This is a genomic window from Campylobacter sp. IFREMER_LSEM_CL2101, assembly GCF_025771825.1.
GTDB classification, from domain to species: domain Bacteria; phylum Campylobacterota; class Campylobacteria; order Campylobacterales; family Campylobacteraceae; genus Campylobacter_D; species Campylobacter_D lari_C.
The window spans coordinates 30639-56883 of sequence record NZ_JAKMQZ010000003.1 but is presented as its reverse complement, the minus strand read 5'-3'; the positions used below and the strand labels follow the sequence as shown (position 1 = coordinate 56883).

Annotated in this window: 28 protein-coding genes and 1 pseudogene; 24 read left to right on the top strand and 5 right to left on the bottom strand. The window is 32.0% G+C overall.

Annotation, left to right across the window (positions count from 1 at the left end):
- Positions 1-58: 58 nt before the first annotated feature.
- The 7 genes from L8V88_RS02765 (at position 59) to map (ending at position 6648) form a co-directional block, all read left to right on the top strand.
- Positions 59-706 carry a ferritin family protein gene (locus L8V88_RS02765; RefSeq protein WP_012660833.1) on the top strand — a complete coding sequence of 216 codons (648 nt, stop codon included), beginning with the start codon at positions 59-61 and terminating at the stop codon, positions 704-706.
- Between the two features lie 54 nt (positions 707-760).
- The gene (locus L8V88_RS02760; RefSeq protein ID WP_263693857.1) at positions 761-1234 is read left to right on the top strand and encodes a DNA-deoxyinosine glycosylase; all 474 of its coding nucleotides are present in this window, start codon (positions 761-763) and stop codon (positions 1232-1234) included.
- Complete coding sequence (locus tag L8V88_RS02755; protein WP_263663722.1) at positions 1234-1785, top strand: ribonuclease HII; 552 nt, start codon at positions 1234-1236, stop codon at positions 1783-1785. Before L8V88_RS02760 ends, L8V88_RS02755 begins: the two co-directional genes overlap by 1 nt.
- A 226-nt stretch (positions 1786-2011) precedes the next feature.
- The gene (locus tag L8V88_RS02750; protein WP_263726699.1) at positions 2012-3040 is read left to right on the top strand and encodes a tRNA-dihydrouridine synthase; all 1029 of its coding nucleotides are present in this window, start codon (positions 2012-2014) and stop codon (positions 3038-3040) included.
- Between the two features lie 99 nt (positions 3041-3139).
- Entirely contained in the window at positions 3140-4423 is a 1284-nt protein-coding gene (locus L8V88_RS02745; RefSeq protein ID WP_373416664.1) for an aromatic amino acid transport family protein, read from the top strand.
- An 11-nt stretch (positions 4424-4434) separates the two neighbouring features.
- The gene (locus tag L8V88_RS02740) at positions 4435-5802 is read left to right on the top strand and encodes an L-serine ammonia-lyase (RefSeq protein ID WP_257395850.1); all 1368 of its coding nucleotides are present in this window, start codon (positions 4435-4437) and stop codon (positions 5800-5802) included.
- 90 nt (positions 5803-5892) lie between these two features.
- Positions 5893-6648: a type I methionyl aminopeptidase gene (map, locus tag L8V88_RS02735; RefSeq protein WP_257928259.1), complete on the top strand. Its 756-nt coding sequence runs from the start codon at positions 5893-5895 to the stop codon at positions 6646-6648.
- Between the two features lie 16 nt (positions 6649-6664).
- Here map and L8V88_RS07990 read toward each other — a convergent pair whose 3' ends face one another.
- From L8V88_RS07990 to L8V88_RS02720, 4 genes and pseudogenes are all read right to left on the bottom strand, one after another.
- Positions 6665-7291, bottom strand: a complete 627-nt coding sequence (locus L8V88_RS07990; RefSeq protein ID WP_373416655.1) for a methyl-accepting chemotaxis protein — start codon at positions 7289-7291, stop codon at positions 6665-6667.
- A 498-nt stretch (positions 7292-7789) separates the two neighbouring features.
- Positions 7790-8467 (bottom strand): annotated as a pseudogene (locus L8V88_RS07985) (DAHL domain-containing protein); the annotation flags it as partial.
- Positions 8451-9374, bottom strand: a complete 924-nt coding sequence (locus tag L8V88_RS02725) for a cytochrome-c peroxidase (RefSeq protein ID WP_263726776.1) — start codon at positions 9372-9374, stop codon at positions 8451-8453. The pseudogene L8V88_RS07985 and the gene L8V88_RS02725, both read right to left, overlap by 17 nt.
- A gap of 54 nt (positions 9375-9428) precedes the next feature.
- A complete protein-coding gene (locus tag L8V88_RS02720; RefSeq protein ID WP_263726694.1) occupies positions 9429-10718 on the bottom strand; it encodes an MFS transporter in 1290 nt (429 codons plus the stop codon).
- 135 nt (positions 10719-10853) lie between these two features.
- On the opposite strand from L8V88_RS02720, the gene infA reads away from it, so the two are divergent.
- The 17 genes from infA (at position 10854) to flgE (ending at position 24595) form a co-directional block, all read left to right on the top strand.
- Positions 10854-11072: a translation initiation factor IF-1 gene (infA, locus tag L8V88_RS02715; RefSeq protein WP_012660842.1), complete on the top strand. Its 219-nt coding sequence runs from the start codon at positions 10854-10856 to the stop codon at positions 11070-11072.
- 173 nt (positions 11073-11245) lie between these two features.
- Complete coding sequence (gene rpmJ / locus L8V88_RS02710; protein ID WP_002781429.1) at positions 11246-11359, top strand: 50S ribosomal protein L36; 114 nt, start codon at positions 11246-11248, stop codon at positions 11357-11359.
- A 3-nt stretch (positions 11360-11362) separates the two neighbouring features.
- The gene (rpsM, locus tag L8V88_RS02705; RefSeq protein ID WP_012660843.1) at positions 11363-11728 is read left to right on the top strand and encodes a 30S ribosomal protein S13; all 366 of its coding nucleotides are present in this window, start codon (positions 11363-11365) and stop codon (positions 11726-11728) included.
- A 9-nt stretch (positions 11729-11737) separates the two neighbouring features.
- Positions 11738-12130: a 30S ribosomal protein S11 gene (gene rpsK, locus L8V88_RS02700; RefSeq protein WP_012660844.1), complete on the top strand. Its 393-nt coding sequence runs from the start codon at positions 11738-11740 to the stop codon at positions 12128-12130.
- 30 nt (positions 12131-12160) lie between these two features.
- Positions 12161-12787, top strand: coding sequence for a 30S ribosomal protein S4 (gene rpsD, locus L8V88_RS02695; RefSeq protein ID WP_039617184.1), 627 nt, complete (start codon positions 12161-12163; stop codon positions 12785-12787).
- A gap of 14 nt (positions 12788-12801) precedes the next feature.
- Positions 12802-13815, top strand: coding sequence for a DNA-directed RNA polymerase subunit alpha (locus L8V88_RS02690; protein ID WP_039640525.1), 1014 nt, complete (start codon positions 12802-12804; stop codon positions 13813-13815).
- Positions 13816-13818: 3 nt separating this feature from the next.
- Positions 13819-14172 carry a 50S ribosomal protein L17 gene (rplQ, locus tag L8V88_RS02685; protein ID WP_012660847.1) on the top strand — a complete coding sequence of 118 codons (354 nt, stop codon included), beginning with the start codon at positions 13819-13821 and terminating at the stop codon, positions 14170-14172.
- Between the two features lie 117 nt (positions 14173-14289).
- A complete protein-coding gene (hisG, locus tag L8V88_RS02680) occupies positions 14290-15189 on the top strand; it encodes an ATP phosphoribosyltransferase (protein ID WP_133319147.1) in 900 nt (299 codons plus the stop codon).
- A 9-nt stretch (positions 15190-15198) separates the two neighbouring features.
- Complete coding sequence (gene hisD / locus L8V88_RS02675; RefSeq protein ID WP_263726693.1) at positions 15199-16479, top strand: histidinol dehydrogenase; 1281 nt, start codon at positions 15199-15201, stop codon at positions 16477-16479.
- Positions 16476-17543, top strand: a complete 1068-nt coding sequence (gene hisB, locus L8V88_RS02670; RefSeq protein ID WP_263726691.1) for a bifunctional histidinol-phosphatase/imidazoleglycerol-phosphate dehydratase HisB — start codon at positions 16476-16478, stop codon at positions 17541-17543. The genes hisD and hisB overlap by 4 nt, the downstream gene beginning before the upstream one ends.
- Positions 17540-18376 (top strand): type II restriction endonuclease, encoded by an 837-nt coding sequence (locus L8V88_RS02665; RefSeq protein ID WP_263726690.1) that lies wholly within the window; start codon positions 17540-17542, stop codon positions 18374-18376. The genes hisB and L8V88_RS02665 overlap by 4 nt, the downstream gene beginning before the upstream one ends.
- Positions 18369-19211 (top strand): DNA-methyltransferase, encoded by an 843-nt coding sequence (locus L8V88_RS02660; protein ID WP_263726688.1) that lies wholly within the window; start codon positions 18369-18371, stop codon positions 19209-19211. Before L8V88_RS02665 ends, L8V88_RS02660 begins: the two co-directional genes overlap by 8 nt.
- On the top strand, positions 19208-19789 hold the full coding sequence (gene hisH / locus L8V88_RS02655; RefSeq protein WP_263726686.1) for an imidazole glycerol phosphate synthase subunit HisH: 582 nt from the start codon (positions 19208-19210) through the stop codon (positions 19787-19789). The genes L8V88_RS02660 and hisH overlap by 4 nt, the downstream gene beginning before the upstream one ends.
- A gap of 6 nt (positions 19790-19795) precedes the next feature.
- On the top strand, positions 19796-20530 hold the full coding sequence (gene hisA, locus L8V88_RS02650; protein ID WP_263726684.1) for a 1-(5-phosphoribosyl)-5-[(5-phosphoribosylamino)methylideneamino]imidazole-4-carboxamide isomerase: 735 nt from the start codon (positions 19796-19798) through the stop codon (positions 20528-20530).
- Complete coding sequence (gene hisF, locus L8V88_RS02645; protein ID WP_263726683.1) at positions 20512-21279, top strand: imidazole glycerol phosphate synthase subunit HisF; 768 nt, start codon at positions 20512-20514, stop codon at positions 21277-21279. The genes hisA and hisF overlap by 19 nt, the downstream gene beginning before the upstream one ends.
- Positions 21280-21289: 10 nt before the next feature.
- On the top strand, positions 21290-21916 hold the full coding sequence (hisIE, locus tag L8V88_RS02640) for a bifunctional phosphoribosyl-AMP cyclohydrolase/phosphoribosyl-ATP diphosphatase HisIE (protein ID WP_087700818.1): 627 nt from the start codon (positions 21290-21292) through the stop codon (positions 21914-21916).
- Positions 21917-22138: 222 nt separating this feature from the next.
- On the top strand, positions 22139-24595 hold the full coding sequence (gene flgE / locus L8V88_RS02635) for a flagellar hook protein FlgE (protein WP_263726682.1): 2457 nt from the start codon (positions 22139-22141) through the stop codon (positions 24593-24595).
- A 345-nt stretch (positions 24596-24940) separates the two neighbouring features.
- Here flgE and L8V88_RS02630 read toward each other — a convergent pair whose 3' ends face one another.
- Entirely contained in the window at positions 24941-26182 is a 1242-nt protein-coding gene (locus L8V88_RS02630; RefSeq protein WP_263726681.1) for a multidrug effflux MFS transporter, read from the bottom strand.
- Positions 26183-26245 lie beyond the last annotated feature (63 nt).

Sequence of the window (26245 nt, the reverse complement as noted above, 5' to 3'; positions counted from 1 at the left end):
AACATTTGGGTGGATTTTTCAATCAAAATCTTACTTAAATTAATCACAAGGATATTAAATGAAACAATATGAAAGTTATAAATGCCAAAAATGCGGCAATGAAGTAGAAGTGCAAAATGTAGGTGGTGGAAAGCTTAGCTGCTGTGGTCAAGAAATGGAGTGTATTACTAAAGATTTAACAGCTGTAAATTTAATGAAAGCTTTTGCGGGTGAATCTATGGCAAGAAATAAATATGATTTATTTGCAGATATTGCTCAAGAAGAAGGTTGGCATGCTATTGCAAAACATTTTAGAGAAGCTGCAGAAAATGAAAAATGGCATGCAAGAGCTGAATTTAAAGCTTATCATGAATTAGTAGATGGTAAAGCTTTAGAAGAAACTGCTAAAAATTTAATCTGCGCAGCAGAGGGCGAAAACTATGAGCATACTACTATGTATCCAAATTTTGCAAAAATCGCAGAAGATGAGGGCAAAAGAAATATAGCAAGATTATTTACAGCTATAGGCAAAGTAGAAATTGAGCATGAAAGAGAATATCTAGCGCTTAAAAAAATGCTTGAAGAAGAAGATTTCTTTAATTCAGAAGTAGAAGAATTGTGGGTTTGTGAAGTTTGTGGGCATATACACCGTGGTAAAAAAGCACCAAATGCCTGTCCTTTATGTAAAGCTCCAAAAGAATACTTCAAACGCGAATTTTTAGGATGATTTTAAAAACCTTGATAAAAATGATAAAATATTTTATTTTTATCAAGGTTTAATATGCAAATTCTAACTCATCCTTTCAAACCTTTTTTTGATGAAAACTCAAAAGTTTTAATACTAGGTTCTTTTCCATCTATCAAGTCAAGAGAAGAAAATTTTTATTATCAACATAGCAAAAATCGTTTTTGGCGCATTTTTGAAATATTATTTGAGTGTGAGTTAAAAACAGTACAAGATCAAAAAGCTTTTTTAAAAGCAAATCATATAGCACTTTGGGATGTTATAGCAAGTTGTAAGATAAAAAATTCAGATGATAAAACTATTTCTTATGCTAAAGCAAATGATATAAATATTATTTTAGATAAAGCAAATATAGAAAAAATTTGTGTTTTAGGTAAAGTTGCAAGTAAATATTTTGCTAAATTTTATCCTGAGCAAGAATTTTTTGAACTTCCTTCAAGTTCTCCTGCTAATATGAATTATTCTTTAGAAAATTTAGTAGAAAAATATAGCATTATAAAGGAAAAATAATGGCTTTAGTTGGAGTAGATGAGGCTGGGCGCGGGGCTTTGGCTGGAGATATGCACATAGGAGCTTGTAAGCTTTTAAAAAATATTGATGGTTTGGCTGATTCTAAAAAATTAAGTGCAAAAAAAAGAGAAGAACTATATGAGCAAATTCTTTCTAACTCAAATTTTTTAATCCTTGCTTTTTCGCCTTTGCAGATTGATACTTTAGGGCTTAGTCAGTGTTTGCAACTAGCTTTAAAAATCATAAAAAAGCATTTTAACCAAGATGAGATTTTGTATGATGGAAATTTAAATTATGGAGTTTTAGGCATAAAAACCATGATTAAAGCTGATATGAAAGTACAAGAAGTTTCAGCAGCTAGTATATTAGCCAAGGTAAGTCGTGATCAAAAAATGTGTTATTTTTCTAAATTATATAATCATTATGATTTTGATAAACACAAAGGTTATGGTACAAAAGCTCATATAGAAAAGATTAAAGCATTTGGTTATTCGCCCTTACACCGCAAAAGCTTTATGTTAAAGTGTTTTGAGAAAAGTTTATTTGATTAAATTGTGTGATTTTTACACTTTTGTATTTTGAATTTTACTTTCTTTTAAAAATAATAGAATGTTTTAATATTTGAAATATTATTATTAAGATAAAAAAATATAGTCAAAAAATATTTTTTTAATAATTATTTATTAAAAATAATAATATTAGTTAAAATTGCTATATGTTTTAAGAAAAATTAATTTTTTTCTATTATAGTAATATAAAAATATTTCAAGGGGTATTATGTCTTTACTTTTAAGTGGGTTAAAGATTGGAAATTTTTATGTAAAAAATCGCATTGTAATGCCCCCTATGGATATGTATGAAACGCAAGTTTTAGATGGTAAGATTAATCAATTTCACTTGATACATTATGGAGCTAGAGCTTTGGGTGGTGTTGGGCTTATCATAGTTCAAGCTTGTGCAATTAATGAAAATGCAAAAATTGCTGATAATGATATAGGTCTTTGGGGAGATTTTCAAATTCAAGGACACAAAGAACTTGTTGAGCTTTGCCATCATTTTGGTGCTAAAATTGCCATTCAGTTAAACCACAGTGGCCGTAAAAACTCATGTAAAGAAGCTATATTAAAAGCTCCAAGTAATATAGCTTTTAGTGAAAAATTTTCCAAACTTCATGTTTTAAGCAAAGATGAAATTTTACAAATAGAGCAAGAATTTATTCAAAGTGCTAAAAGAGCTAAAGAAGCAGGTTATGACGCAGTAGAGCTTCATAGTGCTCATGGGTATTTGCTTAGTTCGTTTTTATCGCCTTTATCAAATCAAAGAGATGATGAATATGGTGGCAGTTTTGAAAATAGAACGCGTCTTTTGTGTGATATCATTAAGCGTATAAAAAAAGAAGTTGATATTGCTTTATTTGTAAGAATTTCAGCTACAGAATGGCAAGAGGGCGGTTGGAATTTAGAAGATAGTAAAAAACTTACCTTGATTTTAGAAAAATTAGGCATTGATATGCTAGATGTTTCAGCAGGAGGAAATATCAATAAACCTTCTTTAGTGCCAAACATAGCACCACTTTATCAAGCTCCTTATGCTAAGGCCTTAAAAGAAGTTGTTAAAATTCCTATATCTTGTGTGGGTCTTATAAATAGCGCTAGCGAAGGCGAGGCTTTGCTTTTGGGCGAGGTGTGTGATTTGGTTTGTTATGGTAGGAAATTACTAAGAAATCCAAATTTTGCAAATGAAGCCGCAGCTGCTTTAAATGAAAGAGAAAAAATTGTGCCAAATTATTCTAGAGCATATTTGTAAAATAATACAAAAAGTTTTTTAGGTAAAAGCTTTTTTTATTATTTTTTACAAGGAGAAAATGTGGATAATCTTAAGTGGAATTCTTTTGATACGCGTTGGATGCTTTCTCTTTTTGGGACTGCAGTTGGTGCGGGGATTTTATTTTTACCTATTAAGGCAGGTGTTGGTGGTTTTTGGCCAGTTGTTGTAATGGCTTTGATTATTTTTCCAATGGTATATTTAAGCCATAGAGCTTTAAGTCGTTTTGTATGCCAAGCAAATGGTAATGATAAAGACATTACTCATGCGGCTGAAGAGTATTTTGGTAGAAAAGTAAGTATTTTTATTTCTGTGCTTTATTTCTTTGCAATTTTCCCAATTTGTTTAGCATATTGTGTAGGTATAACTAATACTTTTGAGAGTTTTATTTATAATCAATTCTTACCACTTTTAGATCCAAATGGTTCTTTTGCAAGTGCAATTAGTGCTATGTATCAAACAAGTGTTAATGAGCAAGGAAAAACTATAGCTAATTTACTTCCTTTTTATAGAGCGCTTTTTGCTTTTGTTTTGGTAAGTATTTTTATGCTTATTATGCTTTTTAGTGAAGAGTTAATCACTAAAGTATGTGAGTGGCTTGTATATCCTTTGTGTGCTATTTTATTTTTATTTTCTTTATATCTTATCCCACAATGGTCATTTGAAAGTTTTAGCGCTATTCCAGGAACAAAAGAATTTATTACTATAGTATGGCTAACTTTACCGGTTTTAGTGTTTTCATTTAATCACTCACCAGCGATTTCTACTTTTTCTTTAAGTGTAAAAAGACAATATCCTGAAAATTCAGTACAAAAAGCAAATCAAGTATTATTTAGAACTTCTGTAATGTTACTTGCTTTTGTTATGTTTTTTGTGGTATCTTGTGTGCTTTCTTTAACTCCTGCAGAACTTGCTGAAGCAAGAGCACAAAACATACCTGTACTTTCTTATTTTGCTAACAAACTTGATAATCCATTTATTTCTTATGGTGGTCCATTAATTGCGTTTTTAGCAATTTCTAGTTCATTCTTTGGGCATTATTTTGGTGCTAGAGAAGGTGCTTATGGTATAGTTAGAAAATGCTGCAAATTAGCAGGCAATGAAAATCCTGATTTGAAAAAAATCGCAGTTTATTCAACTTTGGTAATGTATATTATTATGTTAATCACTGCTTATGTAAATCCAAGTATTTTAGGCTTTATTGAAAGCTTAGGTGGACCGATTATCGCAGCGATTTTATTCTTAATGCCTATGATTGCAATTTACACTGTTTCTAAAATGAAAAAATTCCAAAACAAAGCTTTAGATGCGTTTGTATTTATCACAGGTATTTTGACAATCATCACTGTAATCTATACTTTTTAAGGTGTTAATGAATGAGTAGTAATTTAAGTATATTTAAAGTTGGTGTTGGTCCTTCATCTTCTCATACCTTAGGACCAATGCTAGCAGGGAATATGTTTTGTGAAAAAATCAAAGATAAAATCACACAAATTACAAAAATTCAAATCAAACTTTATGGTTCTTTATCGCTTACTGGTAAAGGCCATTTAAGTGATAAGGCTATTATATGGGGTTTGAGTGGATTAAAGGCAAAAGAGCTTAACGCTGCTTTGCAAGATCGTGTGTTTAATAAAATTTTACAAGATAAAATTTTGGTTTTAAATGCTCAAAAAGAATTAAATTTTGACTATGATAAAGATTTGATTTTTGAAAAAGACTTTTTACCTTTACATGAAAATGGGTTAAAAGTAAGTGCTTATGATGAAAATGGAGAAATCATTGCTGAAGAAATTTATTATTCAGTAGGTGGTGGTTTTGTTATGAGTGAAGTTGAGCTTCAAAAACACAAAGATGGAGCTTGTGAGCAAAAACACACTAAATTAGAACTTGATATTAACAATGCAAGCGATGCTTTAAAAATTTGTGAAGAAAAATCATGGGATCTAGCAAAACTTTCTTATGAATATGAGCTTCAATTTCATACTAAAGAAGAAATTAGAGCTTATTGTTTAGAAATTTGGGAAGTAATGCAAGAGGTTTATTATAATGGTATTCACCCAAGCTCAGATTTCCTTCCAGGAAATTTACACTTAAAACGCCGTGCTAAAGGGCTTAATGAGCGTTTGGCTATGACAAGCGATCCTTTGGGGATTATTGATTTTATTTCTTTATATGCTATTGCTATTGCAGAGGAAAATGCAAGCGGAGCTAGAGTGGTAACTGCTCCAACTAATGGAGCTTGCGCTGTTGTGCCTGCTGTAATGCTTTATCTTAAAAATCATACGGTTGGTTTTAATGATGAAAAGGCTATTAATTTTTTACTAACTGCTATGTTAATAGGCTCTTTTTATAAGAAAAATGCAAGCATAAGTGGCGCTGAAGCTGGCTGTCAAGCTGAAATTGGTAGTGCAAGTTCTATGGCAGCAGGAGCTATGGCTACTGTGATGGGTTTTGATGCAAAGATAGCTTGCAACGCTGCTGAAATTGCAATGGAACATCATTTAGGTTTAACTTGTGATCCAGTAAGTGGTTTAGTGCAAATTCCTTGTATAGAAAGAAATGCCTTTGGAGCAATTAAAGCTATTTCAGCTGCTAGAATGGCAATGAGTAGAAAATCTACTCCAAAAGTAAGTCTTGATGAGGTTATAAAAACCATGTATGAAACCGGCAAGGATATGAACTCAAAATACAAAGAAACTTCTTTAGGTGGCTTAGCTACTAATCTTACAAGTGTATGTTAAAACCTTAAGTTTTAGAACTTAAGGTTTTTTCCTTAAAGCTTTTAAAAGCGCATAAATGCTAAATTTTTAAAAATTTTAAGGAAAATATAAATGATAGAAATCAAAAAACCAGCAGAAATAGAAAAACTACGCAAAGCAAATGAGCTTGTAGCTAGAACGCTTGATTATCTAGAAACTATCATAGTTCCGGGTATGAGTTTAAAAGAAATTGATATTAAAGCAGAAGAATTTATACTTGATCATGGTGCAAAACCATCTTTTAAAGGTTTGTATGGTTTTCCAGGTAGTATTTGTATCTCGCTTAATCAAGCTTGCATTCATGGTGTAGGCGATGAGCGTATTTTAAAAGAAGGCGATATTTTAGGGCTTGATGTGGGTACTTGCATAGATGGATATTATGGAGATGCAGCAAGGACTATACCTATAGGTAAAATTTCAGCTACTGATGAGGCGTTAATTGCTTGTGCTAAAGATGCTTTGTATTATGCTATAGATATTATCAAAGAGGGTATGCGTTTTAAAGAGCTTTCTTATGAGCTTGGTGAGTTTATTACTAAAAGAGGTTTTGTACCTTTGAAAGGTTATTGTGGCCATGGTATAGGTAAAAAGCCACACGGTGAGCCTGAAATTCCAAATTATTTAGAACCAGGAGCTAGTGCAAAAAGTGGCCCTAAAATCAAAAATGGTATGGTGTTTTGCATAGAGCCTATGGTATGTCAAAAAGATGGCACACCAGTGCATTTAAAAGGTAATTGGGAAGCAGGAAGCAAAGATGGTTTAAATGCTGCTCATTATGAGCATTGTGTTGCTATTATAAATGGTAAGGCAGATATTTTATCTAAGTAAGAAAGTTTAATCTTTCTTACTCAAATGTTTTTAGTTTTTCTGAAAGTTTAGAAGCATTTTCTAAAACATCTTGTGAAATTTGTGTTAAATCAAGGGAATAATTTTTAACACAATTTGCAAGTTCGGTTACTTTTTCTATATTTTGTTCTAGCTCATTCATTTTAGCTTTTGATTCATCACTTTTTTCTTCCATGATTTTAGTAGAATGAATACTTGTTTTTAATTTTTCTATAGAAGTTCCAACCTCACCTTGTAATATATTAGCTTTGTTAGAAGTATCATTCATGGATTGATGAATTCCATCCATCAAGCTTTTATTGTCATTGATTTGTTGTACTATAGTTCTTACGGTTGTTTCTATGGCAACCAAAGACTTTGTAGTTTTATCAGCTAGATTTCTAACTTCATCTGCAACCACAGCAAAGCCACGTCCATGCTCACCTGCACGCGCTGCTTCAATAGCTGCATTTAGTGCTAGTAAGTTAGTTTGATCGGCTATATCTTTTATGGTTGTAGTAACTTCTACTATACTATCAGCACTTTGTACTAGCATATCCATAGCACTTAAAACACTTTGCTCTTTTTCGCCACTTAATAATATAAGCTCTACTAATTCTTTAAGTGTTGTTTCAACCTCTCCCATCACTTCTTGCATATCATACATATCATTTATGGTATTTTTAGCTAAATTTTGGGTTAAGTCTATATGACTTTCTAAGATAGAGCTTATTTCATGTACATTAGAAATTTGCTCATGCTGTAAAAGTGAGCTTTGCTGTAAAACTTCAGCATTTTGAGAAAGTTTTTGCGAGCTTTTATGGCTTGAATTTGCAGTTTGTATAGCTTCTAAAACTGAATTTTGTACTATTTGTATAAAAGAGTTTATATAACCAGCACTTGTAGCTAATTCACTTTTTTTATCAATATCTAATCTTGCGCTTAAATTCGCATGCTCGCCAGCTAAGTTTGCACTTAGTTTTTCAAGTAAAGATATAGGTATGATTACTTTTTTTAATGTTAAAAGTATGAAAAAAATTAATACAGCTAAAGTAAATAAGAAAATTCCTATAGCAGTGTAAAGATTATATTTGTTATTAAGATTAATTTCTTGTGCGATTAAATTTTGATGTGCTAGAATTTCTTTTTGTAATTCTTGATCAAGAAAACTTTGAGAATTATCTTTTAAAATTTTAATCTGACTAAGTATCATCTTACAGTGTGTGCTAAAAAGTTCAAATAATTCTTGTGGAAGCTGTGAATCTTTTATATTTAAATTTGCTACTAAACTTTGGAGACGATTTTGTGCTAAAGGTTCTAATATATCCATCGTTCCTATAATGCTTAATATATCTCCGACATACTCTATTTGTTTAGCTTCTTGAGTATTGAGTGCTATTTGGTTTGTTTGTTTGATGATTTCTTGTTGAATTTCATAAAGATAAAGTTTTGAATTTATAGCAATAGAATTAGCTGATTTAAAATGCTGTAATTGAGCATTTTTTTTCTCAAAAATGGTTTGTATTTTTTTGGTGTCTATTTTATTGGCTTTTAAAATTGCTAAAGTATTTTCAAAATCTTGCACCAAAGCAACACTAGTATCGTAATTTTGCAAGTTAAGTTTATTTTTAAAAATCTCATCTATTTTGGTATCTAGAATTTCTAATTTTTGAAAAGAACCCATGATGAGTGAATTTCTTTTTGTGGTGTTATAGGTATTAAAAATAAACAAAGTTAAGGTTAAAAGTAATACCAAAACCACTATAGATAAAGTAATAAATTGTTTTAAAAAAGAAAAAGATTTTTTATTTGAGCGGGTCATGGTATTCTCCTGTTAAAGAATTTAAAAAAGCAACTATATCATCAACCACATCTTGTTCTAAAAATTTACCAAGTTGATAATACGCCATAAATTGCACACAAGCATCAAGTGTTGGCATGGAGCCATCATGAAAATAAGGAGCAGTTTTAGCTATATTTCTAAGACTTGGTACTTTTACTACAAATTGATCGTGAGGATCTTGAGTGATCTCATAGCGTCCTTTCCAATTTGTTCCATTATCATAAGGCACAAATACTCCCATTTTTTGATACATATTACCACCTATGTTTTGCCCTTGATGACACGCTATACAACCATTTGATAAAAAAGCATTATAACCTCTTTTTGCTTGTTCGCTTATAGCGTTTTTATCGCCCTTTAAGTAGCGATCAAATGGGGAATTTGGCGTAAGTAAGGTTTTTTGAAACTCAGCTAAAGCATGCGCTATATTATCAAAGGTTATTTCTCCATAAAGTTTTTTAAATTCTTTTTCATAAACTGCGTTAGCTTTTACTATTTGCACCACTTCATTTGCGTCTTTTAATCCCATTTCCTTAGGGTTTAGCAAAGGATGTTTGGCTTGATCTTGCAAATCTTTTGCATTGCCTCTCCAAAATTGTGCTAGATTAAAAACAGCATTGAAATTTGTAGGTGTATGAAATGGCTCATCTACTATACCATTAATACCTGTTGAAAAGGTTTTATTATCTACTCCAAAATTTGTAATATCATGACAGCTATTGCAAGATACTTTTTTATCTTTTGATAAACTTGTATCCATATAGAGTTTTTTCCCTAAAATAGCTTTTTCTTTATCATAAGGTATGCTTTCTGGTATGGGTGTGATCATTTCAAGTGCTAAAAGCGGTAGTAAAGAAAATATTAAAATAATAAAAATTTTCATAATCATTTTCCTTTATTTTTATAAATTTTTAATTAATAATTTTTCTTAATTATAACATCAAAATCTTAATCTCTTATAAGTAAATACAGTAGCTAGCAACGTTATTAATGAAAGAAATAAAATATAAATAAAAATTCCATAAATAAAAGGATTCTCAGGTCTTATAGCTAAAGAGTGCAATGCAAACACAAGTTGAGGTGTAAAGCCACCTGCTATAGCATAAGCTATATTATAAGAAAAAGAAATCCCACTAAAACGAATACTTGGTTTAAAAATTTTACACATTAAAATAGGTGCTAGAGCGTTAATTCCACCAAAAAAACATGCGATAAAATAAAAATATATACTTAAATGTAAAATTTGTGCATAGAAAAAATAAAAATAAAAAAAGCAAGAAAGACTAAATCCTATAGTAAATACCAAACTAGTCATTAAAAAACCAAATTTATCTACCCAAATTCCAGCAAGCAAGGTTCCGCAAGATAAAATCACTATTGCAATCATTTGTATTAAAATAGCGTCTGTTTTATCAAGAACTAAAACTTCAGGTATAAAATTTGGCATAAGTAAAATAAGTATGATCACACAAGCTGTAAGCATCCATGTTAAAAGCATAGAAGCGATGATATCTAAAAAAATATTTTTTTCTTTAAAAAGTGTTTTTAGCGGAAATTTTTCTAAATTATTTTCTTGGTGCATTTTTTGAAAAATCGGTGTTTCTTCTAGAAATTTTCTAAGATAGATAGAAATAATACCAAAAATCCCACCTATGGCAAATGGAATACGCCAAGCATAATCATAAATTGATTCTTGATCAAAACAATGATTAATTACTAGCGCAACAACACATCCTAAAAGAATACCAAAAGCCATAGAAGCATTAATAGCACTAATATAAAAACTATCTTTTCCATCGGGTGCATGTTCTTTTACAAAAACCCAAGCACCAGGTAATTCTCCGCCTATGGCTATACCTTGAGCTATTCTAACAAGTAGTAAAAAAATAGGAGCTAAATAACCTATACTTTCAAAAGTAGGTATAAAAGCTAAAGAAAAAGTTGGAAGCACCATGAGTAATATACTTAGCATAAACATTTTCTTACGACCAAATTTATCGCCAAAATGAGCCATAACTATGCCACCAAGTGGTCTAGCTAAATATCCTGCCGCAAAAGCTCCATAAGTATTTAAAAGTTTCCAAAAATCACTTAAATCACTTGGAAAAAAATTTCTTGAAATATAATTAGCAAAAAAGACAAAAATCACAAAGTCATAAAATTCTAAGGCCCCACCTAAAGAAGATAAGGAAAGTGTTTTATAATCACTTCTTTTTAAACTTTTTGGCATCTAAATACTTTCTTTTTTGTAGTAATTTTATAATTATAGTAAAAAAATATCATAGTTTGTTAAAAAATATTAAAAATTTAAAAAGAAAAATTGTGTTAAAATAATAGTTTTGTATTTTGTAGAAAGGAGAAAGCATTGGCAAAAGATGATATTATCGAAATTGATGGTAATGTAATCGAAGCTTTACCTAATGCAACTTTTAAAGTTGAATTAGATAATAAACATGTAATACTTTGTCATATTGCAGGTAAAATGCGTATGCATTATATTAGAATTATGCCTGGCGATAGAGTTAAAGTAGAGCTAACGCCTTATAGTCTTGATAAGGGTCGTATTACATTTAGATACAAATAAGTCTAAGTTGTTTAAAAGCAAAAGTAAAGTATAATTAGCACTTTTGCAGAAATTGCAATAAAACTGTATGAAGAAGTATTTTCAAAATCACCACTTATTTTGAAAATAGTTGGTTGCTCTAAAAACCTGGTGCAGTTGTAAAAAAGTGGAATTTACAATAACAGGAGTAAAGCATGAAAGTTAGACCATCTGTTAAAAAGATGTGTGACAAATGCAAAGTAGTTCGTCGTAAAGGCGTAGTTCGCATTATTTGCGAAAATCCAAAACACAAACAAAGACAAGGATAATTTATGGCTCGTATTGCAGGTGTGGATTTACCAAAGAAAAAAAGAATTGAATATGGTTTGACTTATATTTATGGTATAGGTTTGCATACTTCAAGAAAAATCTTAGATAAAACAGGAATTTCTTATGATAAAAGAGTTCATGAACTAAGTGAAGATGAAGCGGCAGCTATCCGTAAAGAAATTCAAGAAAACTATATGGTTGAGGGTGATCTTAGAAAACAAGTTGCTATGGATATCAAAGCATTAATGGATCTAGGAAGCTTTAGAGGCTTAAGACATAGAAAAGGCTTACCGGTTCGTGGTCAAAAAACAAAAACAAATGCCAGAACTAGAAAAGGTAAGAGAAAAACCGTTGGTGCAAAATCATAAGGATAGAAAATGGCAAAAAGAAAAGTAGTTAAGAAAAAAGTAGTTAAAAAAAATATAGCTAAAGGTATAGTTTATATCAGTGCAACATTTAATAATACTATGGTTACTGTAACTGATGAAATGGGAAATGCTATCGCTTGGAGTAGTGCAGGTGGTTTAGGATTTAAAGGTTCTAAAAAATCAACTCCTTATGCAGCACAACAAGCAGTAGAAGATGCTTTAAATAAAGCAAAAGAACATGGTATTAAAGAAGTAGGTATTAAAGTACAAGGACCAGGAAGTGGTCGTGAGACAGCGGTTAAGAGTGTAGGCGCTATGGAAGGTATTAAAGTAACTTTCTTAAAAGATATTACCCCATTAGCTCATAATGGTTGTAGACCACCAAAACGTCGTCGTGTCTAAGAATAAGATATAAGATTTAGGAGAATTATAATGGCAAGATATAGAGGACCAGTAGAAAAATTAGAAAGACGACTTGGCGTAAGCTTGGCAATGAAAGGCGAAAGAAGATTAGCAGGTAAAAGTGCTTTAGATAAACGCCCTTACGCACCAGGTCAGCATGGACAAAGAAAAGCTAAAATCAGCGAATACGGACTTCAATTAAGAGAAAAACAAAAAGCTAAATTTATGTATGGAGTTAGCGAAAAACAATTTAGAAGATTATTTAGTGAAGCTGCTAGAAAAGATGGCAACACCGGTGCGCTTTTAATTCAGCTTTTAGAACAAAGACTTGATAATGTTGTTTATAGAATGGGTTTTGCTACAACACGTCGTTTTGCTAGACAACTTGTAACTCATGGACACATTTTAGTAAATGGTAAAAGAGTGGATATTCCTAGTTATAGAGTAGAAGCAGGTCAAAAAATTGAAGTGATTGAAAAAAGCAAAAACAATCCTCAAATTTCAAGAGCGATCGAACTTACTGCTCAAACTGGTATAGTTGCTTGGGTTGATGTAGAAAAAGATAAAAGATTTGGAATTTTTACAAGAAAACCTGAAAGAGAAGAAGTTATCATTCCAGTTGAGGAAAGATATATCGTTGAGTTGTACTCTAAATAATAAAGGTTTTTGATATGAGACATATTACAACTTCTGCTTATACACCAACAGAGTTTAGTATTGAAAATATCAGTGATACAGTAGCAAAAGTAAGCGCATGGCCTTTTGAAATCGGCTATGCTATTACTTTGGCGCATCCTTTGCGTCGTTTGCTTTATTCAAGCACAGTAGGTTTTGCTCCAACAGGAGTTAAAATCAAAGGCGTAGCACATGAATTTGATAGTATGCGTGGTATGCTTGAAGATGTAGCATTGTTTATTATCAATCTAAAAAAATTAAGATTTAAACTAAAAACAGATTCTGAAAAAGAAATCGTAACTTTTAGTTTTAAAGGACCAAAAGAAATTTGCGGAAAAGACTTAGACAATGAAGTTGTTGAAGTTGTGAATGCAGATAGCTATCTTGCAACGATTAATGAAGATGCGGATTTAGAATTTACTTTAATCATTGAAAAAGGTATAGGTTATGTGCCTTCTGAAGAAATTCAAAATTTCTTAGATCCTGAATTTATAGCACTTGATGCATTCTTTACTCCGGTAAAACATGCGGTTTACGATATAGAAAAAGTGCTTTTTGAAGATAATCCAGATTATGAAAAAGTTGTTTTTACAATCACAACCGATGGTCAAATTTCACCAAGTGATGCTTTTAAAAATGCTTTAGAAGCAATGTATAAACAATTATCAGTGTTTGATAAAATCACTAATGCACAAAGCGTTGTAAGAAGTCAAACACCAAATAATGAAGTAGAACATGTAAAATTACTTCAAAATATAACTGAGTTAAATTTAAGTGCAAGAAGCTTTAATTGCCTAGAAAAAGCAAATGTGGTTTATATCGGTGAGCTTGCTTTAATGAGTGTTAGCGAACTTGCAGATTTAAAAAATCTAGGTAAAAAATCTTTAGATGAGATTAAAAGCGTAATGGAATCTATAGGTTTCCCTATAGGAAATTCAAAACTCAGTGATAGTGCAAAAGAAACGCTAAAAAGAAAAATTACAGAATTAAAAGCACAAAATGAAGGATAATCAATGAGACATAGACATGGATATAGAAAGTTAGGTCGCACTTCTACTCATCGTGCAGCCTTATTAAAAAACCTTACCATTGCTATTATTAAAGCAGGTAAAATAGAAACAACATTACCTAAAGCAAAAGAATTAAGAGGTTATGTTGAAAGATTGATCACTCGTGCAAGAAAAGGTGATTTCAATGCTCACAGAGCAGTTTTTGCTAGCTTGCAAGATAAAGAAGCTACAAATAAACTTGTAACAGAAATCGCACCTAAATTTGCAGATAGAAACGGTGGTTATACAAGAATTATTAAAACAAGAATTCGCCGTGGCGATGCTGCAGAAATGGCTTTCATCGAATTCGTAGCTTAATTTTTAGCCTTTTTAAAGGCTAAAAACTTCTTATTTTTATTTATTTACTTACTATTTTTTGTATTTTTATCCATTTTTTGCTACTATTAATCTTTTTAACTACAAAAAAGGAAAAAAATGCAAGAAAATTCAAGATTACGCATAGCTATACAAAAATCAGGTCGTTTAAGCAAAGATTCTATCGCCTTGCTTGAGTCTATAGGCGTAAAACTTCGCATACATGATCAAAGCTTGATTGCTTTTTCTACAAATTTACCTATTGATTTACTTAGAGTAAGAGATGATGATATACCAGGATTAATTTTTGATGGGGTAGTAGATCTTGGCATAGTCGGAGAAAATGTTTTAGAAGAAAATGAGTTAGAAAGAAAATCAAAAAACGAAAATGCAGATTTTATAATGCTTAAAAAGCTTGATTTTGGTGGGTGTCGTTTGTCTTTAGCATTGCCAGAAAATAGCGAGTATAAAGGTATAGAAAGTTTTAAAAATTTACGCATAGCAACTTCTTATCCACAGCTTTTAAAGCGTTTTATGGAAGAAAATAACATTCCTTATAAAACTTGTATGCTAACAGGCTCAGTTGAAGTAGCACCAAGTGCAAATTTAGCTGATGGAATTTGTGATTTAGTTTCAAGTGGTGCTACTTTAAAAGCAAATGGACTTAAAGAAGTTATGGTAATTTATAAATCAAAAGCTTGTATTATCCAAAGAAAAGAAAGTTTAGCTTCACATAAACAAGAATTAATCGATAAATTACTCATTAGAATTCATGGAGTTATGCAAGCAAGAGAGTCAAAATACATCATGTTGCATGCTCCTATTGAAAAGCTAGAAAAAATCACAGCTTTATTACCAGGTGTTGAAAAACCTACGATTTTACCTTTAGAAAATGATAAAGCTAGAGTGGCGCTACATATGGTAAGTCAAGAAAATTTATTTTGGGAAACTATGGAAGCTTTAAAAAAAGAAGGTGCAAGTGCGATTTTAGTTTTACCTATTGAAAAAATGCTCTCTTAAAGGATAAAAATGCAAATACTTGATTTTGAAAAATTAAACCAAAGCGAACAAGAATTAGCACTCAAGCGTCCTGCTATAAGCGCTAATGCACAGGTTAAAACCATAGTAGAACAAATCATTGAAGATGTCAAAATAAATGGCGATGAAGCTTTAAAACAAATGGCTGTAAAATTTGATAAAGTAGAGTTAAATTCCATTAAACTAAGCGATGAAGAGCTTGGTAATTTAGCAGAGCAAATTGATGATGAGTTAAAACAAGCTATTAAAATAGCTTATGAAAATATCTATAAATTCCACAAAGCTCAAGAAAGCCAAACTATAGAAGTTCAAACCTTTGAAGGGGTAACTTGCAAGGTGCTAACAAGAGCCATTGAAAAAGTAGGGCTTTATATACCAGGAGGCTTAGCACCACTTTTTTCAACTGCACTCATGCTAGCTATCCCTGCTAAAATTGCAAAATGTAAATTCATAGCCTTAGCTTCCCCAGCACCACTACACCCTGCCATTGCTTTTGTAGCAAAACTTTGCGAAGTTGATGCAGTGTATCAAATAGGTGGAGCAGGAGCCATAGCAGCGCTTGCTTATGGAACGCAAAGTGTGCAAAAAGTAGATAAAATTTTTGGCCCAGGAAATGCCTTTGTAACTGAAGCCAAAAAGCAAGTTAATAATCATGGAGTAGCTATTGATATGCAAGCAGGGCCTTCTGAAGTGTTAGTTTTAGCAGATGAGTTTGCTAATGCTAAATTTATAGCTTCGGATTTACTCTCACAAGCTGAGCATGGAGCAGATTCTCAAGCGATTTTAGTTTGCACAAGTGAAAAATTAGCCAAAGAAGTAGATAGTGAAGTTGCTTTACAGCTTGAAAAACTCTCGCGTAAAGAAATTGCTTCAAAATCTTTAGCACACTCTAAAATCATTCTTGCAAAAGATATAAAACATGCCATAAGTATTTCAAATGACTATGCACCCGAGCATTTGATCATTCATACACAAAATCCATCTAGCTTGCTTGATGATATTATGCATGCAGGTTCGGTATTTTTAGGTGAGTATTCTCCAGAATCTATGGGAGATTATGCAAGTGGGACAAATCATGTATTACCAACTTATGGTTTTACTAAGTCTTATTCTTCTTTAGGGCTTGCTGATTTTATGAAAAGAATGACTGTACAAGAACTTAGCAAAGAAGGCTTTAAAAAACTTGGGTCTGTGGTAGAAATTTTAGCAGCAGCTGAAGGGCTTGATGGGCATAAAAATGCCGTGAGTTTAAGATTAGAAAGTCTAAAATGAGTGCAAAAATTTTATTTATTGATAGAGATGGCACGCTCATTGATGAGCCAAAAGATGATTTTCAAATCGATTCTTTAGAAAAACTTGAGTTTGAAAAAGGTGCTATCAATGCACTTTTAAAGTTAAAAAATTTTGGTTTTAAATTTGTTATGGTGAGTAATCAAGATGGCCTAGGCACAAATTCTTTTCCTAAGGAAAATTTTGACAAAGCTCATGAAAAAATGCTAAGTGTTTTTCAAAGTTGTGGCATAGAATTTGAAGATATTTTTATATGCCCGCATTTTGAGTATGAAAATTGCGCCTGCAGGAAGCCAAAAACTGCCATGCTTGAAAACTATATCAAAAATAGACTTTATGATAAAACCAAAAGTTTTGTTATAGGCGATAGAGACAGCGATATGCTTTTGGCACAAAATCTTGGAATTCAAGGTTTAAAATATGATAAAAACGATTTTAACTGGGAACAAATCGCTGATTTTATCTTGCAAAATTACCGCAGTGCTTGTATAGAGCGTAATACCAAAGAAACTCAAATTCAAGTTAAAATAGCTTTTAATGAAAAAGCAAAAGCTGATATAAAAACAAATATCGCATTTTTTGATCATATGTTAGAGCAGATTGCTACGCATGCAAATATATCTTTAGAGATAAAATGCAAAGGAGATTTAGAAGTTGATGAACATCACAGCGTAGAAGATGTTGCACTTGCTTTGGGCGAGGCTATTAAAAGCGCACTAGATCAAAAAATAGGCATTGCAAGATATGGCTTTGTTTTGCCTATGGATGAGTGCTTGGCAAGTTGTGCGATTGACTTTTGCAATAGACCGCATTTAGTTTATAAGGCTAAGTTTAAAAAAGAAAAGCTTGGAGAATTAAGCACAGAAATGATAGAGCATTTTTTCTACTCACTAAGCTATGCTATGGGTGCGAGTTTGCATTTAAAAGTTAAAGGCAAAAACGATCATCACAAAGCCGAAGGACTTTTTAAAGCCTTTGCAAGAGCTTTAAAAATGGCTATAAAAATAGAAAATGAAAACCTAGCAAGCTCTAAAGGAGTGATATGAAAAATAAACTTAGTTTTGAAAAATTTATAAATAGTTTGCAAGCTACAAATAGACATTTAGATTTTTATGTAGATTGGGAAAAATGTTTGAAAAATAAAGATGAAATTGAAATCGCTTTAAATCATTTAAATTTATTATTAGGTGTTGGAGATAATGAACTTAAAGGAAAAATTGAAATACTTTTCAAAGAATATCCAAAAGCTTTTAGTGTTTTACCTTTATTAATTGCAGTTAGAGATGCTGATAATGAAAAATTATTTAACAGCTTTGGCCAAATATGTAACATGAATTCTTATTTAAAAACGCCACATAAAATTTATGAGTTTATTTATGAAAGTGGACTGTTTGTAATATTTTTTAATAAAAAAATTAAAGATTTAAATGATTTTGTTTTTGGAGTAGAAGTAGGACTTGATACTAATGCTAGAAAAAATCGTAGCGGTAATGCTATGGAAAATTTAATAAGTAATATTTTTACAAACTTTAAATTAAATTTTAAAAAACAGGTTAAAATAGAAGATTTAAAAGAGATAGAAAAAATATTTGGCTTAGATGTTAAAAAATTTGATTTTGTGATTTTTACTTCAGATAAAATTTACTGTATAGAGTGTAATTTTTATACTAGTGGAGGGAGTAAATTAAATGAAGTCGCTAGAGCCTATCAAGAATTAGCTCCAAAATTCGATCAATTTCCTCAATATGAATTTATATGGATTACAGATGGATATGGTTGGCTAGATGCAAAAAATAAACTTGAAGAAGCTTATGAAAAAGTAGAAATTTATAATCTTTCCAATATTAATGATTTTATCTTAAAGGTAAAAAATGTCTAAGTCTATTTTTACAAGTAAAGATAAACTTTTTCAGCTTTATCAAGATGATTGTAATAAATTATTACCTCAATTTAAAAATCAAATTGATCTAATCTTTGCAGATCCCCCTTATTTTTTATCTAATGATGGTTTGAGTATCCAAAGTGGTAAAATAGTAAGTGTAAATAAGGGGCAATGGGATAAAGGTGATGATATTGAAAAAATAGATGAGTTTAACTTAAAATGGCTTTCAAATGCAAAAATAGCACTTAAAGATACTGGAAGTATTTTAATAAGCGGAACTTATCATAATATTTTCTCTCTTGGCAGAATTTTACAAAAACTTGATTTTAAAATTTTAAATATTATTACTTGGCAAAAAACTAACCCACCGCCTAATTTTTCCTGTAGATACTTAACTCATTCTACAGAACAAATTATATGGGCTAGAAAAAGTCCTAAACATAAACATATATTTAATTATGGGTTGATGAAAAAATTAAATGAAAATAAGCAAATGCGAGATGTGTGGCAATTTAGCGCTATAGCTCCGTGGGAAAAAAATAATGGCAAACACCCCACCCAAAAGCCACTACCCTTACTTGTTAGATTAATTTTAATGGCAAGTAATGAAAATTCGTTAATTTGCGATCCGTTTAGTGGAAGTTCGACTACAGGGATTGCAGCTAATTTATTAAATAGAAAATTTATAGGTTTTGAAAAAGAAGATGAATTTATTAAAATTTCTGTAAATCGTAAAATAGAGTTAGAGAAAAATTTTCAAATGATTAAAAACAAGATTAACGACTTGAAAGTTTTAACAAAAGCAAATTTATTTCAAGAGAGAATGATATGAAACTAGCTATTATAGATACAGGTTGTGCGAATTTAGCTTCACTTGCTTTTGCACTCGAGCGTTTAGGGCAAAAAAGTATCATCACACACGATTTAAAAGAACTCTCACAAGCAGATAAGCTTTTGCTTCCTGGTGTTGGCACAGCAGCTAAAGCAATGGCTAATCTACAAGCACTTAATTTAGAAAATTTTATCCAAACTACCACAAAACCACTTTTAGGTATTTGTCTTGGTATGCAAATTCTGGGTAAATTTTCAGAAGAATTACACCAAAAAACACTTGGCATTATGCCTTTTGATACACAAAAATTCCAAGAAAAAGTAAATTTTACTTTCCCGCATATGGGGTGGAATCAAGTCTTTAGCTCACATGAGCTTTTTAAAGGTTTAGATGGGGCTTATTTTTATTTTGTGCATAGTTATTGTGTGGGGTTAAATGAATACACCATCGCAGAGTGTGAGTATTCTACTAAATTTAGTGCAAGTTTAAACAAAGACAATTTTTATGGCGTGCAGTTTCACCCTGAAAGAAGTGGCGAAGCGGGTGAAGTATTATTAAAAAATTTCATAAATATGTAGGTAAAAATGCAAACTCAAATCATTCCAGCATTAGACTTAATAGATGGCAAAGTAGTAAGGCTTTATAAAGGAGATTATACTAAAAAGCAAGAATACAGTTTTGATCCTTTAGCTAAATTTCAAGAGTATGAGGCTCAAGGCATTGCTTGGCTTCATTTGGTGGATTTAAGCGGTGCAAAAGATCCTAGTAAAAGACAACTAAAACTCATAGAAAATCTAGCTTCTAAAATCAAAGTAAATCTTCAAGTAGGTGGGGGAATTCGCACTAAAGATGAGGTTAAAGCTTTGTTTGATAGCGGTGTTAAACGCGTAGTTATAGGCTCTTTAGCGGTTAAAAATAAAGCCTTTACACAAGAGCTTTTGAGCGAATTTGGCGTAGAAAATATAGTCTTAGCGCTTGATAGTATTTGCGTTAAAGATGAGTTTTTTGTGGCTGTTGATGCATGGAGTAAAACAAGCGATGAAAAATTATTTGAGCTTTTAAATTTTTATAAAGATGTAAAGCATATTTTATGCACAGATATTTCTAAAGATGGCACGATGAGTGGAGCAAATATCACTTTATATAAAACTTTGCATGAGAAATTCCCACATTTACAAACCCAAGCAAGTGGAGGCGTGGCGAGCTTAGAAGATTTTAAAAAGTTAAATGGCATAGTAAGTGGTATCATCGTAGGTAAAGCCTTGCTTGATAAAGAATTTAGCATAAAGGAGGCTAAAGAATGCTTGCAAAACGCATAATTGCATGTTTAGATGTAAAAGATGGTAGAGTGGTTAAAGGGGTGCAGTTTAAAAACCATGAAGATATGGGCGATATCATCGAGCTTGCTAAATTTTACTCACAAAATGGCATTGATGAGCTTGTATTTTATGATATAACCGCTTCAGCTAAAAATGAGCGCATTGATAGAACTTGGGTAAGCAAGGTAGCACAAAATATCTCTATACCATTTTGCGTTGCAGGGGGTATAAAAAGTGAAGATGACGCAAAAGAGCTTTTAGCAAATGGTGCTGATAAAATTTCTATTAATTCCCCTGCTTTAAATGATCCTGATTTAATCTCACGCCTTGCAAAAAGCTTTGGAGTGCAATGTGTAGTTGTAGGTATAGATACTTTTAAAGATGAAAACAACGAGCTTTTAGTCTATAAATACACCGGAGATGAGAGCAAATCTCATCATAGCGGTAAAAAAACACTAGAGTGGGTAAAGCAAGTATGCGAGCTAGGAGCAGGTGAAATCGTGCTAAATATGATGAATCAAGATGGCATGAGAAAGGGTTATGATCTCGATCAACTTGCTAAAGTTAGACAAATTTGCCCTGTGCCTTTAGTAGCAAGCGGTGGTGCAGGAGCTAAAGAGCATTTTTTAGACGTTTTTAAACTTGGTGTTGATGGAGCTTTAGCAGCTTCAGTGTTTCATAAAAAACTTATAGATATTAAAGAATTAAAACTATTTTTAAAAGATCAAGGCATACAAATTCGTATTTAAAGGAAAAGCTATGAAGATAAATGAAGAAGAATTCATAAAAAGCATTAACTGGCAAAAGGTTAATAACCTTGTTCCTGTGATTATTCAAGATTATCATTCTTGTGAAGTTTTAATGCAAGGTTTTATGAATGAAGAGGCATTAAGAGAGAGTTTTAAGCATCAAAAGGTTGTGTTTTATTCACGCACTAAAGAGCGTTTGTGGATGAAAGGGGAGCAAAGTGGGAATTTTTTACATATCATAGATATGGGGCTTGATTGTGATAGAGATTGTATTTTGATTTTAGTTAAACCTAGCGGGGCTACTTGTCACACGGGTGATACTTCTTGTTTTGAAACACTTTCTAAAAAGGCTGATTTTGTATTTTTATCGCGTCTTGAAAGACTGATTAATTCGCGTAAAAACACTTGCGCAAGTTCTTCTTATACGGCTGAGCTTTTTTCAAAAGGCACTAAACGCATAGCACAAAAAGTAGGCGAAGAAGGCGTTGAAACGGCTTTAGCTGCTACTATTAAAGACAAAGATGAGCTTATAAATGAAGCAGCTGATTTACTTTATCATTTAGAAGTGTTATTAGCTGATGCGGATTTGAGTTTAAATGATGTGATTGCTAAATTAAAAGAAAGAAATAAAAGTTAAGCGTGATTTCTCACGCTTAATTAAGCAATATTTTTGAAAAGATTCACTGACTATATCGAGTAATTTTAAAAAAACTTTACACATTAAAACCTAATTTTTGATTTATTTTCTACTTTTTAATTTCATTTTATTTGTATTTTGGAACACTTATTGCTTTATCTTGGCTAAGCAATAGAAGATTGTGAGATATTCACAAAGCAATATTTTTTAAAGGATTTAATTATGATGAGATCTCTTTGGGCTGGGGTTTCAGGACTCCAAGCACACCAGTACGCAATGGATGTAGAAGGTAACAACATAGCAAATGTTAATACATTTGGTTTTAAGTATTCTCGTGCGGATTTCTCAACGCTTATGAGCCAAACTTCTAAGATAGCTACAGCTCCAGATGGCAACCTAGGTGGTAAAAACCCTATGCAAGTTGGACTTGGTGCGGGTGTAAATTCTACTACTAGAATTCACTCTCAAGGTAATATCCAAACTACAGACAAAAACACCGATATGGCTATTAATGGGGACGGATTTTTCATCGTTTCAAATGATGGTGGCACAACACAGTTTTTTACTCGTGCAGGGGACTTTAAAACAGACGCAGTAGGAAATTTCGTAGATAATAATGGCTATACCGTTCAAGGTTGGAATTATAATCAAGAAACAGGTCAAATTGACTCTTCTAAATCAGTAACAGATATCGTGATCCCACCTGGTATGAGTATGCCTGCTAAACCAAGTACTTCAGTAAGTCTTACAGCAAATTTAGATAGTGGTAATACTTTGGGTATGAATGCTTCTGCTAAGCGTCCTATCTATGCTCTTGATTCTCAACACGGTTTTAGAGCTGATACAGGAACGGCTATAGATGAAAATGATACTGGCCATACTGAGTTTTACACTACTTCAAAAAGTGGAGCCCAAGTAACTGAAAAAGGTGTAGATATGGGTGTAGTGTTTAATGCTCAAGGTGAGGGTTTAAATTTAAGAAGTGGTCAAGGTATATGGGTAAGTTATGCTGATGCCAAACATACTTCAAATGTTAAAATGCACGCTGATTTACCACAAGATAGAGCAAAATGGCAAGCAGATACTCAATATACATATTGGGGTTTTAAAGATGGTGAAACAACTCATGCTGCAAAATTGAATATTACTATTAATGGTGTAAATATTCAAGCAGAAGGTGTAGGTCAAGAAACTTTTATCAACGCTATTAATGCTAAGACAGCTGAAACTGGTGTAGTAGCTTCGGTGGTAAATGGACAAATCACTTTTACCAATGATAATAGCACAGGAACTACAGCTAAATCTAAAAATTTGGATATTGTTGTACATGGTGATACTACAGCAGGTGGACAAATTCAAACTAATGGAAATCCCCAAACAGACCCTTTAAACAATGTATTAACTTTGCAAGGTACTGCACGTAGGGCTTGGCTAGGAACAACAGATAATGATCCAGTAAATGGGACAGCTAAAACTTCTGTTCAGGTTGTAACAGCTCATGAATATATTTATAGTCCAAATAGTGTAGATATAGGACCAAATCCTAATCCAAGCAACAACCCGCCACAAAATATGCCTACAGTAAATGGACAAAGAGTTTTTCACACTACGGAAGATTTAAGGGAGCTTTTACAAAGAGATGCAAGATGGGGTGTAGATTATGATGGCGATGGAAGTTTAGAAAATGCAACCGGTAATGGGCAAGGTGTTGGTGAAGATGCAAATCCTTTAGTTGAAGTAGTAGTAGAAAGTGATGGTAGATTTAAAATCACCAATCCTAAAGGGACAAATTCTAAGGATATGACTTTTAAAGTTACGGGTTTTTCAGATGAGGTAAATAAAATCGCCACAAATGATAAATTCACAGCTATGTTTAGCGCTTTAGATGGAAATTTCAATGCAGGTAATAATGAAAAATACTCTCAAGACATGTATCTTTCAGCGCATACTGCTAGTATAGAAATTTTTGACTCATTAGGAACTAGACATGAGCTAACTGTGCAATTTACTAAGCAAAGTAAAACAGCAGATGGTGGGGCTGAATGGTCTATCATCATCTCAGTACCTGAGCCTGCAGAGATAAATTTTAGTGGCGATGGTGCTCCAGGAAACATAGTAGTAGGAAATTTAAGATTTGGTAATGATGGCTCACTTCAAAGCTATACACCAAATGTATTAAATTTCACCGGAAATAACGGCTCAAAACCTGATCAAGTTATAAAACTTGACTTTGGTACAACAGGTGGTTTTGATGGTTTAACAAGCTATGATAAAGACTCAGCTACCACCAAACAAGAAACAGACGGTTACACAGGGGGTAACTTAAAGCCAGACGCATTAAGAACTGATGAAAATGGTTATATCTATGGAGAATTTACAAATGGTAAAACTCTAGCTCTAGCTAAGGTTGCTCTAGCTACTTTCCCAAATAACATGGGTCTTGAAGAAATGGGTAATAACCTTTTCAAAGCGACAGCAAACTCAGGAACACCTACTATAGGTCATGCTGGTGAAGGTGGTAGAGGGGGCTTAAAAGGCTCAGCTATAGAAATGTCAAACGTGGATTTAAGTCGTGCATTAACTGAGCTTATCGTAATCCAAAGGGGTTATCAAGCAAACTCAAAAACGATTACTACAAGCGATCAGCTTTTAAATACTTTGCTTCAATTAAAACAATAATTTTAACCCAAGGTTTTAGAAACCTTGGGATCAAGCTTTACAAGGTTATCGAGGTAGCCTTGTAATACTTGATAGCCTTGAAGCCTTCAATCTATTGCTAACTCACTTCTTTTTTGCCTTAAGGAGTGAGTAGCATGATTTGCATATCGACAAGTTAAAATAAAAATTTATAAAGCTAATCATCTATTAATAGTTTTAATCATTGTAAATTTAAAATATTTTTGTTTGCTATCATGATCAAAAACACTAAAATTATCAAGAAAAATATAAATATTGTTTATTGATATAAAGTTTTTTGAAAAAGGTTCGATATAGTCAGTGAATCTTTTCAAAAATATTGCTTAATTAAGCGTGAGAAATCACGCTTAACTTCTTTTTGATTTTATTTAACTTTCTTTTATTGATTAAACTTAGATAAGAAATCAAAGATAAAAATGTACAAGTTCCTAAAATAAGTGATAAAAATATAGGTGTATTAGCATTTAAAAGACTTACTAAAAATGCCATTACTCCTGCCATAGCAAATTGTGCTGCCCCTAAGAGTGCTGAAGCACTACCTGCATTTTGTTTTGATCTTGCCATAGCTAAAGTGGTGGTATTTGGCAGGATAAAACCCAAACTTGCTATGATTAAACACAAAGGAATTTCAAAAGCCCAAAAACCTAGATCAAAAGTTGCCCCTAAAATGAGTAAAAAGGTTAAAAAAGTAATCATCATAAGCGCTCTTGGTAAAACATAATAAGGCGAGAGTTTAAGAACTATCCTTGCGTTTATATTAGCACATACAACAAAACTTAAAGCATGGGCTCCAAAAAGGGCTGCGTATTGTTGAGGGCTGAGTTCAAAAACACGCGTAAAAACAAAAGATGAGCCAGTTAAATAAGCAAAAAATCCTGCAAAGATTAAATTCCCACAAAGCAAATACACCACAAAACGACGATCTTTTAAGATTTTTTTGTAACTTTTTGCAACTTCTTTGTGATTAAATTTTTTACCTTGAGTGTTGTGATTACTTTCTTTTAAGGCAAAAATAACAAGTAAAAATAAAATAAAACCTAAGATAAATAATGTCAAAAATATACTACGCCAAGAAAAAAACTCAAGCAAAATCCCACCAAAAGTAGGGGAAAGCATAGGAGCTAAAGAAGTAAAAACCATCATTAAAGCATAAACTCCTGCTGCTTCTTTAAGCTCAAAAACATCATTTACTATAGCTCTTGCTACAACTACACCCACACAACCTCCCAAAGCTTCAAAAAAACGCAAAGCTATAAAAGCATGAATGGAATCAACTAAAACACAAGCAATACTTGAAGAAATAAAAAGAAAAAGTCCTATATATAAAGGTTTTTTTCTGCCATATACATCACTTAATGGCCCATAAAAAAGCTGACCCAAAGAAAAGGCTATAAAAAAACTTGCAAGAGAAAGTTGAGTGTAAAAAGAATTTGTTTGAAAGCTTTTTTCTACCTCATTTAAAGCAGGCAAATACATATCAGTTGAAAGTGGTGCTATAGCAGATAAAAAGCCTAATATAAAAATGAGTTTGAGCTTTTCAAAACCTTTTATTTGAGTGCGTTTTTGCATAAAAAATCCTAAAATATTTTTACCATTGTATAGCAAAAAGTCTAAAATAAACAATAATTTACA